This is a genomic window from Bradyrhizobium sp. TM233 (genome assembly GCF_036247965.1).
Taxonomy (GTDB): domain Bacteria; phylum Pseudomonadota; class Alphaproteobacteria; order Rhizobiales; family Xanthobacteraceae; genus Bradyrhizobium; species Bradyrhizobium ottawaense.
In genome coordinates this window covers 1-10,259 of sequence record NZ_BTIG01000036.1, presented here as the reverse complement: position 1 = coordinate 10,259, position 10,259 = coordinate 1, and the positions used below count along the sequence as shown (strand labels likewise).

Annotated in this window: 9 protein-coding genes and 2 pseudogenes; 10 read left to right on the top strand and 1 reads right to left on the bottom strand. The window is 63.5% G+C overall.

What is annotated here, in order from left to right:
- The 5 genes from AABA86_RS32900 to AABA86_RS32880 form a co-directional block, all read left to right on the top strand.
- On the top strand, window positions 1-868 hold an 868-nt coding region (locus AABA86_RS32900; protein WP_338309713.1), incomplete at its 5' end, for an outer membrane protein assembly factor BamB family protein.
- 11 nt (window positions 869-879) lie between these two features.
- Window positions 880-1,236, top strand: coding sequence for a c-type cytochrome (locus AABA86_RS32895; protein ID WP_212250480.1), 357 nt, complete (start codon window positions 880-882; stop codon window positions 1,234-1,236).
- Window positions 1,233-2,162: a substrate-binding periplasmic protein gene (locus AABA86_RS32890; protein WP_338309712.1), complete on the top strand. Its 930-nt coding sequence runs from the start codon at window positions 1,233-1,235 to the stop codon at window positions 2,160-2,162. Before AABA86_RS32895 ends, AABA86_RS32890 begins: the two co-directional genes overlap by 4 nt.
- A 160-nt stretch (window positions 2,163-2,322) precedes the next feature.
- On the top strand, window positions 2,323-3,324 hold the full coding sequence (locus AABA86_RS32885) for a Bug family tripartite tricarboxylate transporter substrate binding protein (RefSeq protein ID WP_338309711.1): 1,002 nt from the start codon (window positions 2,323-2,325) through the stop codon (window positions 3,322-3,324).
- Between the two features lie 123 nt (window positions 3,325-3,447).
- The gene (locus AABA86_RS32880; protein WP_338309710.1) at window positions 3,448-3,873 is read left to right on the top strand and encodes a hypothetical protein; all 426 of its coding nucleotides are present in this window, start codon (window positions 3,448-3,450) and stop codon (window positions 3,871-3,873) included.
- A gap of 54 nt (window positions 3,874-3,927) precedes the next feature.
- On the opposite strand, the gene AABA86_RS32875 is transcribed toward AABA86_RS32880, so the two are convergent.
- Window positions 3,928-4,896 (bottom strand): helix-turn-helix domain-containing protein, encoded by a 969-nt coding sequence (locus AABA86_RS32875; RefSeq protein ID WP_018320733.1) that lies wholly within the window; start codon window positions 4,894-4,896, stop codon window positions 3,928-3,930.
- A 509-nt stretch (window positions 4,897-5,405) separates the two neighbouring features.
- Between AABA86_RS32875 and xoxF5 the strand changes: the two are divergent.
- The 5 genes and pseudogenes from xoxF5 to AABA86_RS32850 form a co-directional block, all read left to right on the top strand.
- Window positions 5,406-7,138 (top strand): annotated as a pseudogene (gene xoxF5 / locus AABA86_RS32870) (lanthanide-dependent methanol dehydrogenase XoxF5).
- 111 nt (window positions 7,139-7,249) lie between these two features.
- Window positions 7,250-7,738: a c-type cytochrome, methanol metabolism-related gene (locus tag AABA86_RS32865; RefSeq protein ID WP_212250482.1), complete on the top strand. Its 489-nt coding sequence runs from the start codon at window positions 7,250-7,252 to the stop codon at window positions 7,736-7,738.
- Between the two features lie 60 nt (window positions 7,739-7,798).
- Entirely contained in the window at window positions 7,799-8,908 is a 1,110-nt protein-coding gene (locus AABA86_RS32860) for an S-(hydroxymethyl)glutathione dehydrogenase/class III alcohol dehydrogenase (RefSeq protein WP_091966608.1), read from the top strand.
- A 32-nt stretch (window positions 8,909-8,940) separates the two neighbouring features.
- Entirely contained in the window at window positions 8,941-9,504 is a 564-nt protein-coding gene (gene gfa, locus AABA86_RS32855) for an S-(hydroxymethyl)glutathione synthase (RefSeq protein WP_212250405.1), read from the top strand.
- A gap of 646 nt (window positions 9,505-10,150) precedes the next feature.
- Window positions 10,151-10,259: pseudogene (locus AABA86_RS32850) on the top strand ((2Fe-2S)-binding protein); the annotation flags it as partial.

The following is a 10,259-nucleotide window of genomic DNA, read 5'->3' as shown; positions in this document are numbered from 1 at the left end:
CGGCGACAATCTCTACACCTGCTCCGTGCTGGCGATGGATCCCAAGACCGGCAAGATTAAATGGCACTACCAGTTCTCGCCGAACAATCCGTTCGACTATGACAGCGTGGCCGAGATGGTCCTCGCCGACATGAATGTCGAGGGCAAGCCGACCAAGGTGCTGATGGATGCCAATCGCAACGGCTTCTTCTACGTGCTCGACCGCACCAACGGGAAGCTGCTCGCGGCCAATCCTTACGTGAAGGTCAATTGGGCAACCGGCGTCGACATGAAGACCGGCAAGCCGATCGAGACCGACGTCGCCAAGGATGCGCGCGAAGGCAAGAAGGTCACGGTCTATCCGTCGATCCTCGGCGGCAAGAACTGGGAGCCGATGTCCTTCAACCCGCAGACCGGCCTTGCCTACGCCAACACGCTGAACTTCGGCGGCAAGTACAAGGCCGAGCCCGTCACCTTCAAGCAGGGTGAATGGTATCTCGGCATGGACCTGACCGATCCCTGGGAGTTCGGGGACGGGCCGCGCGGTCATCTCAAGGCGATCGATCCCATGACCGGCAAGTCGAAATGGGAAGCACCGAGCGACATTCCACGCTTCTCGGGCGTGCTGTCGACCGCGGGCGGCGTCGTGTTCTCGGGCGCACTGACCGGCGAGTTCGAGGCGTTCGACGCCGACACCGGCAAGAAGCTCTGGCAGTTCCAGACCGGGTCAGGCATCGAGGGCCAGCCGGTGACGTGGCAGCAGGATGGCGTGCAGTATGTCGCGGTGACCAGCGGCTATGGCGGCGTCTACTCGCTGTTCTCCGGCGACGAGCGGCTTGCCAAGGTGCCGCCCGGCGGCTCGCTGTGGGTCTTTGCGGTCAAGCAGTAATCCACGGCATGATGCTGAGAAGGCTATCTCACAAGACGGCGGCGGTCCTCGCCGCCGTCGCGGGGCTGACGGTCGCGCTTGCGGCGACCGTTCGCGCCGCGGACGACGCAACCGGCAATCCCATGCAGGCACAGATCGACCACGGCAAGTCGACCTATGCTTCGAAATGCTCGCACTGCCATGGCCCCAACCTGATGAACTCCGGCACCATCACGCCGGACCTGCGTGCCTTCCCCGACGACAAGACCCGCTTCATCACCACGGTGAAGAACGGCAAGAACAACAGGATGCCGCCCTGGGGCGATATCCTCGACGACGACGAGATCGGCTCTCTCTGGGCCTTCATCTCCAGCCGGAGGAAGCCATGAGGGGCCAGCGTGCCGCATGGAGCATTGCGGCCTTGCTTTCGACGATGGCGTCGGTCGCTCTTGCGGCCGACGATCCCCTGAAGATCTGCCTTGACGAGGACCGGCCGCCGCTCTCGATGCACCAGCGCGGCAAGCCGGATGCCGGCTTCGACGTGCTGCTGGCGCAGGCGATCGCGGAGCGGCTCGGACGGAAGCTGACGATCCAGTGGTTCGAGAGCAAGCTGGACGAGGATTCGAGCCCACAGCTCGAGGCCAACGCGCTGCTCTCGGATGGCCGCTGCTCGCTGGTCGGCGGCTACGCGCTGACGCAGGATTCGCTCGTCGTCCCCGGAATGAAGACGGCGCGCCTGCCGGACTTCGCCGGGGCCACCCGCGACGATCGGCGGCGCCGTGTCGCACTCGGCGTGCTCGCGCCGAGCCAGCCTTACGTCTATTCGCCGATGACGGTCGTGCTCGGGCCGAAGGCAAGCGGCCGCAAGATCGGCGACATCGGCGATCTCGGTGGGCTTCGTCTCGTCATCGAAAGCGGCTCGCTCGGCGACGCCATCCTGATGACCTTCGACAAGGGGCGACTGATCGACAACATCACCCACCTCGTCCCCGGCCGCGACGATCTCCTTGGCGCGCTCCAGCGCGGCGATTACGACGCGACACTGATCGACCTCGGCCGCTTCGACGCCCATCGCGCCGCGCACCCGGACACGGCGATCACGGCGTCCGGCTACTATTATCCGATCGGCGCCAATCGCGGCTATGTCGGACTGGCCAGCGATGGCGCGCTGATCGACGCTGTCAACAAGGCGCTGACGGGGCTCGCGGCCGAAGGCAGGATCGCAGAGTTCGGCAAGCAGGCCGGCCTCACCTATCTGCCGCCGCGCGAGCCTGCGATCCTGGGCGATGTCTGGACGAAGATCATTCAGCGGTGATTGGAAAGGCTCTGGTGTCCCGGACGCGCTGCGTCCGGGGCACGAACGCCGCGTCCACCATGCCCCACCCTGTCCGACGGAATGCGCCAATCTGTCTCGCTCGCCGGCCATGGCGGCGCCAGCCCGATGCAGTAGGTTCGGCCAAAATCAGGAGGGAATCATGTCCGCCAAATTCGATCGCCGCCACTTCGTCGCCGCCGGTACCACCGCACTTGCGATGCCTTTCGTCGCGCGCAGGGCCTCGGCGCAAGCTGCGTCGCAAGGCACCTGGCCGGCGCGGCAGATTCGCATGATTTGCAGCTATCCCGCCGGCGGGCAGACCGACCTGCTCGCGCGCGCCTATGGTGAGTTCATCTCCAAGCAGGTCGGCAAGACCGTGGTCGTCGAGAACAAGCCCGGCGCCTCCGGCGCGATCGGCACGGCGGAGGTCGCCCGCGCCGAGCCCGACGGCCACACCATGCTGTGCTCGATCTCGACCACCTACATCATGAACCGGGTGGTGATGAAGAATCCCGGCTACGACATGGACAAGGATTTGGCGCTGGTCAGCGTCATTCCGGGCGCCGGCCTTCTGCTGGTCGCGAACCCCAAGACCGGGGTCAAGACGCTGGAGGATTTCGTCGCGTTCGCACGCAAGAGCGGCAAGGTGAACTTCGGCACCTACAGCGCCGGCTCGGCCCCGCACATGACGGTCAACGAGCTCAACAAGCAGTATGGCCTGTCCATCGAGCCGGTCCATTACCGCGGCGAGGCCCCGATGTGGACGGGGATGCTCGAAGGCACGCTCGACGCCGCGATGGGCAGCTACACGGCGGCGCAGTCGGTCCTGCAAAGCGACCGCGGCACCGTGTTCGCGGTGCATTCCAAGAAAGTCGACGCGATCCCTGCCATCAAGACCCTCCCGGAGCAGGGCGCGACCTCGAAATTCTTCACCGTGAGCGGCTTCTCCGGCTGGGCCGTGCCGAAGGCGACGCCGCAGGCGATCGTCGACCGCCTGGCGGAGCTGTGCGTTGCCGCCAACAACGATCCGAAAGTGAAGGAGGTTCTGGCGACCTTCGTGCTCGAACCCGCAATCGGCTTCAAGGAGACCAACGCGCTGTACCAGCGCGAACTGCCGATCTGGATCGAGAGCGCGAAGTCACTCGGCCTCGAGCCGGCCTAGGCGGCGCGCCGGGGGGCGGCGCGCCAATCGTCCCCTTCCCCCGGAATCCGACCAAAGCCTAGTGTCGGAAGTGCATTTTCCCGCTATGATTGCGCGCCTCTGCGGACATGAAAGGCCGCTCGCATGACGCCGGATCCGCTCGCCGTGGCCGCCATGATCATCCTGCTCTTTCCGATGGGTTATTTCACGCTGGCTTCGCCGGCCTTCCTGCTGGTGAAGCTGGATGTCCAGCCTGTCGCTCTGTTGCTGCGTGGAATGTTCAACGCCCATTTTCTGGTGATGGGCGCGGCCGGAATCATCGGGACCGTGGCCTTCCTGCTTGCCGGCCGGCTCGCCTTCGCGACGGTCGTCGGGCTGCTTGCAGCTCTGGCGATCGGCGGCCGCCGCCGGTTCATGGCGCGGATTGACAATCAGCTCAGCGCCGGGGATGCCGGCGACGCCGAGGCCCCGCGCCGGCTGCGACGGCTGCATTGGAGCGGGATGCTGTGCAACGCGGTCCTGCTCGCCGCGCTGCTGGCCAGCATTCCCTATATTTCGACGGTTGCGTGATCGGCAACGGCTGCGTGAGCGGCACTGCAATCGCTGGAAGCCCTTGCGCCTGGCCTAGTGCTCGCCCGAACTCGCGGTGGCCTGCTGCGCCTTGTGGATCGAGGACGGCACCACGCCGAAATATTTCCGGAACACCCGGCTGAAATGCGATGAGCTGGAGAAGCCCCAGGAGAACGCGACGTCGGTGATGGTCTTGCCGGCGTGGGCCTCGAGCTCCTGGCGGCAGTTCTGCAGGCGCGCCTGCCAGATGTAGTCGCTCACCGTGGTGCCGCGCTCGGAGAACAGCATGTGCAGATAGCGCTTGGAGCAGCCGAGCTCGGTCGAGATCTGGTCGATGCACAGATCCGGATCGCGCAGGTGCTCGCGGATGAAGAACTGCGCGCGCACATACATCGCTTCGGGCCCGACACGGTCGAACATCGTGTCGGCTTCGCGCAGCGGCAGCAGCAACAGGTCGATCAGCGAATCGGCGACGCCGACCGCGCTGTTTGCCGAGAGCTTTGCCGCCTCGTCGAAGGTCGCATGAACGAAATCGTGGGCGATCCGCCCCGTCCCTGTCTTCGACGACAGCTTGCAGGCGGGCATCCGCTGCGACGGGAATCCGCGGTCGCGCAGCAGCGCCTTCGGCACGATCACGACGTCGTGACGGGTGAAGGCTGGGCTGATGATCGAATGCGGGCAGGATACGTCATAGGCGATGATGTCGCCGGGATTGATTTCGATGTGACGGCCTTCCTGCTCGAAATAGGACACGCCGTAAGTCTGGAAGTGGATTTTTATGTACGGATGCTCGTTGGCCTTGGCGCGCGCCAGCGTATGGGCAATGCGATGCTGACTCACTTCGATCTGGCAGAGCTTCAGGCGCGAGACGCTGGTGTAGTCGATGCGGCCCTCGAGCGAGGACGCCTCCAGCGGATCGACGTCGAAATGCCCACACAGGCTCGTCAGCCCGTCGATCCAGCTCTGGATCTGGCGCTTCGGCGTCATGCCGGTGGTCGAGAGCGTGTGAATGGTGTCGGACATTAATCCAGCCACTGGTTTGATCCGGAGAGACGCGAATCGCGACCAGCGCTGCCGGAGCCCTCAGCCGTGATTGCGTGACGTTTACCTCGAATTTGAGCGGTCTTTTGGCACGAGCGCCATCGTTCCATTGCCACCCTTGAAAGTTAATCCTCCGCCTTAGTTGCAGCGCCGTCAAGGGGAACCTGAGCGTTGAAAGTGCTGTCAAAGCGATGCGAAGCCGCTGAATTCGCTACTGCAAAATCAAAATCTTCGCATCCGTGCGCTATGAAGCAAACCGGCTTCTCTCTTGGGCAAGTTTCCCGATGACGAAGTCGTTAGGGATTGCGACAGGAACAACAAGAACGGGCCGCCCTGCACGTGGACCCGTGGCTCTCATCAGGAGGAGGAAACAGCACAGCATCGTTTCTGGTCCCAATCGTGACCGCCCTGCACGAGCAGACGCCGGACGAGAAGCCCGGTGAATCAATATTGCTTCGGAAACAATAAACGAGACCAACGGAGGAATAACTATGCGCAAGGTGCTACTGGCGACCTTACTTGGCTCCGCGGCGGCTCTCGCCGTCGGGGGCGCCTCAGCCAATGACGAGCTGGTCAAGATGTCGCAGAACCCGAAAGACTGGGTGATGCCGACCGGCGACTACGCCAATACCCGCTATTCCAAGCTCAACCAGATCAACGCCCAGAACGTAGGCAAGCTCCAGGTGGCCTGGACCTTCTCGACCGGCGTGCTGCGTGGCCATGAAGGCGGCCCGCTGATCATTGGCAACATGATGTACGTCCATACGCCGTTCCCGAACAAGGTCTATGCCATTGACCTTTCGCAGGAGAACAAGATCGTCTGGAAGTACGAGCCGAAGCAGGATCCGAACGTCATCCCGGTGATGTGCTGCGACACGGTCAACCGCGGCCTGGCCTACGGCGACGGCAAGATCTTCCTGCATCAAGCCGACACCACCCTCGTCGCGCTCGATGTCAAGACTGGTCAGGTTGCATGGACCGCCAAGAATGGCGATCCGAGCAAGGGCGAGACCGGCACGTCGGCGCCCATGGTCATCAAGGACAAGGTGCTGATCGGCATCTCCGGCGGCGAGTTCGGCGNNCCAGATCCTCGTCGACGCCGAGAAGACCACGGCGCTCGGCAAGCCCGTCGGCAAGGACTCGAGCCTCAAGACCTGGCAAGGCGATCAGTGGAAGATCGGCGGCGGCGCCACCTGGGGCTGGATCTCCTACGATCCCGAGCTGAACCTTGTCTACTACGGATCGGGCAATCCCTCGACCTGGAATCCGAAGCAGCGTCCCGGCGACAACAAATGGTCGATGACGATCTGGGCACGCAACCCGGATACCGGCGTTGCCAAGTGGGTCTATCAGATGACGCCCCACGACGAGTGGGACTATGACGGCGTCAACGAGATGATCCTCTCGGATCAGGCGATCAACGGCGCCCCGCGCAAGCTGCTGACGCACTTCGATCGTAACGGCCTCGGCTACACGCTCGATCGCGTCACCGGTGAGCTTCTGGTCGCCGAAAAGTACGATCCGAAGGTGAACTGGACCNNCCGGCGTCGACATGGACAAGAACTCGCCGACCTATGGCCGTCCGAAGGTGCTCGACGCAGCTTCGACCGACAAGGCGGGCGAGGACCACAACGTGAAGGGCATCTGCCCGGCCGCGCTCGGCACCAAGGACGAGCAGCCGGCAGCCTACTCGCCGGACACGCAGCTGTTCTACGTTCCGACCAACCACGTCTGCATGGACTACGAGCCGTTCAAGGTGAGCTACACCGCGGGCCAGCCCTATGTGGGTGCGACGCTCTCGATGTATCCGCCGGCGGGTGAGACCCACATGGGCAATTTCATCGCCTGGGACGGCAAGACCGGCAAGATCGTCTGGTCGAACAAGGAGCAGTTCTCGGTCTGGTCGGGTGCGCTCGCAACCGCCGGCAACGTGGTGTTCTACGGCACGCTCGAAGGCTACCTGAAGGCGGTCGATGCCAAGACCGGCAAGGAGCTCTACAAGTTCAAGACTCCCTCCGGCATCATCGGCAACGTCACCACCTATGAGAACGGCGGCAAGCAGTATGTCGCAGTGCTCTCCGGCGTCGGCGGCTGGGCCGGCATCGGTCTGGCGGCAGGCCTGACCGATCCGACCGCAGGTCTCGGCGCGGTCGGTGGCTATGCGGCCCTCAGCAACTACACGGCACTCGGCGGTACGCTGACCGTGTTCTCGCTGCCGAACTAGGCCCATCAGCATCGCTCCGGCGCGTGGAATCAACTCCACGCGCCGGCTCGTCTCCCCCGGGCTTCTTCGAGGATGAATCCCTTGCGTAAAATCTGCTCTGTCATTGCTGCGATGATCTTGGTTGCGTCCGGAGGAATTGCGGTCGCGGACGGTCCGGGCGATCCGACCGCCGTGAAGAAGGAAGACGACGGAAAGTGGCTCGATAAGGATGGTACTCCGACCTACAAGATTTCCGACGGCACCGTGGACTGGTTCACCTATTCCGGATACCGCCGCTATCACTCCGACTGCCACGTCTGCCATGGGCCCGACGGCATGGGCTCGACCTACGCGCCGGCGCTCAAGGATTCCGTCAAGTCCATGAGCTATGGCGACTTCCTCGGCGTGGTCGCCTCCGGTCGCAAGAACATCTCGACCGCGCAGGAGAACGTCATGCCGGCCTTCGGCGATAATCCGAACGTCGCCTGCTACATGGACGATCTGTACGTCTATCTGCGCGCCCGCTCCACCGAAGCATGGGGCCGGCAGCGTCCCTCCAAGAAGGAGGAGAAAACGGAGGCCTACACCAAGGCGGAAGACGCCTGCATGGGCCATAAATGAACGTTGCCGAGGCTGCCGAGACTATCTCTTGGCATCTTGCGAGAATTTGAGGAGCTACCAATGAAGACACGTGCCGCCGTCGCTTTCGAAGCCAAGAAGCCGCTCGAGATCGTCGAGCTCGATCTGGAAGGACCGAAGGCCGGCGAAGTCCTGGTCGAGATCAAGGCGACGGGCATCTGCCATACCGACGCCTATACGCTCGACGGCTTCGACAGCGAGGGAATTTTCCCGTCGGTCCTGGGGCATGAGGGCGCGGGCATCATCCGCGAAATCGGCCCTGGCGTGACCTCGGTGAAGCCGGGTGACCACGTCATCCCGCTCTACACGCCGGAATGCCGGCAGTGCAAAAGCTGCCTCAGCCAGAAGACCAATCTCTGCACCGCGATCCGCGCGACGCAAGGCAAGGGCGTGATGCCCGACGGCACCAGCCGCTTTTCCTACAAGGGCAAGCCGGTCTACCACTACATGGGCTGCTCGACCTTCTCGAACTTCACCGTGCTGCCGGAGATCGCGGTCGCCAAGATCCGCGAGGACGCCCCCTTCGACAAGAGCTGCTACATCGGCTGCGGCGTCACCACCGGCGTCGGCGCCGTCGTCAACACCGCGAAGGTCACGCCCGGCTCCAACGTGGTCGTGTTCGGCCTCGGCGGCATCGGCCTCAACGTGATCCAGGGCGCCAAGATGGCCGGCGCCGACAAGATCATCGGCGTCGACATCAACGACTCCAAGGAAGATTGGGGCCGCAGGTTCGGCATGACCGAGTTCGTCAACCCCAAGAAGATCACCGGCGACATCGTCCAGCATCTCGTCGGCCTCACCGATGGCGGCGCCGACTACACTTTCGATTGCACCGGCAACACCACGGTGATGCGCCAGGCGCTGGAAGCCTGCCATCGCGGCTGGGGCACCTCGATCATCATCGGCGTTGCCGAATCCGGCAAGGAGATCGCCACCCGCCCGTTCCAGCTCGTCACCGGGCGCAACTGGCGCGGCACGGCCTTCGGCGGCGCCCGCGGCCGCACCGACGTGCCGAAGATCGTCGACTGGTACATGAACGGAAAGATCCAGATCGATCCGATGATCACCCACGTGCTCAAGCTCGAGGAGATCAACAAGGGCTTTGACCTCATGCACGAGGGCAAATCCATCCGTTCAGTCGTCGTGTTCTAGCTCGAAAGCGTCACCCCAAGGAGGATCGACCCATGACTGTTGCACTCCATCCATCGATCGACAACGGCCTCAAACAAGGCAGCGGCAGCTTCGCCGGCGGCACGCTGGCCTGCAAATGCAAGGACCACCAGGTCAAGGTCGGCATCAAGGGCGACGTCGCCCACAATCACGCCTGTGGCTGCACCAAATGCTGGAAGCCGCAGGGCGCGACGTTCTCCGTCGTCGCCGTGGTGCCGCGCCAGAACGTCACCGTGCTCGAGAACGGCGACAAGCTCCAGATCGTCGATCCCTCCGCAGTGATCCAGCGCTACGCCTGCAAGGCGTGCGGCACGCACATGTACGGCCGCATCGAGAACAAGAACCACCCGTTCTACGGTCTCGACTTCATCCATCCCGAGCTGTTCCAGGAGCAGGGCTCGCAGGCGCCGCAATTCGCCGCCTTCGTCTCCTCGGTGATCGAGGCCGGCGTGAAGCCGGAGCAGATGGCGGGCATCCGTTCGCGGCTGAAGGAAATCGGGCTCGAGCCTTATGATTGCCTGTCACCGGCACTGATGGACGCGATCGCGACCCACGTCGCCAAAGCCAAGGCCGCCTAACAAGGCCGCCTGAGCAAAGGCTGCTAGACGTTCGCCATGCCCCATCCGCTCGCTGGCCTCGACCAGCGCCAGCGAGTCGGACGGGCCCGGCCTCGGAACAATCGCGGCGATGCCGCCGCCGCTGCAAGTTACGCGTATGCGAGGGCGATCGGCTCCCTCAGTCCTGGTCTCTGAATGACTGCGCAGCGCCGCCAACTTCCGTCTTGAAGTTCCCGGTCCCTGCGTTTCTCCCTCCCTCGACTGAGGCACCTTGCTTCGTCCGCGCAGTCTTTCTGGCGGACGAAGCTTTTTTTCATCGCAACCCCTGTTTGCGAAACGCGCGGTCCACGCGGCGATGACGCGCCCTGCTTTTGACAAACCACCGATGCAATCTTTTTCCGGTGAGAACACCCGGCTGTGAAACGCCGGGCGGGCGCGATCGTTGTTACGCTCGCGCCGTCACGATGCCGCATGACGCTCAATCAATTAAGAACAAAAACGGGAGGTATCGAGCACATCCAGACATCGCCATCGGCGTTCCTGCCTCCCTCCGGGATTTGCCCGCGCGGGACGACGGCACAATGTTGGCGACATGAGGCACGAACCGTCGCCGACCGGCGTCGGCGAGTTTTGAATTTGGCATGCTTATGAAGAGCGAGGGACGATCATGATCAAGGTGAAGATCAACGGCCAGGAACAGAGCTGGGACGGCGACCCGGATCTCCCGCTACTCTGGTTCCTGCGTGACGAAGCCGGGCTGACCGGCACCAAGTTCG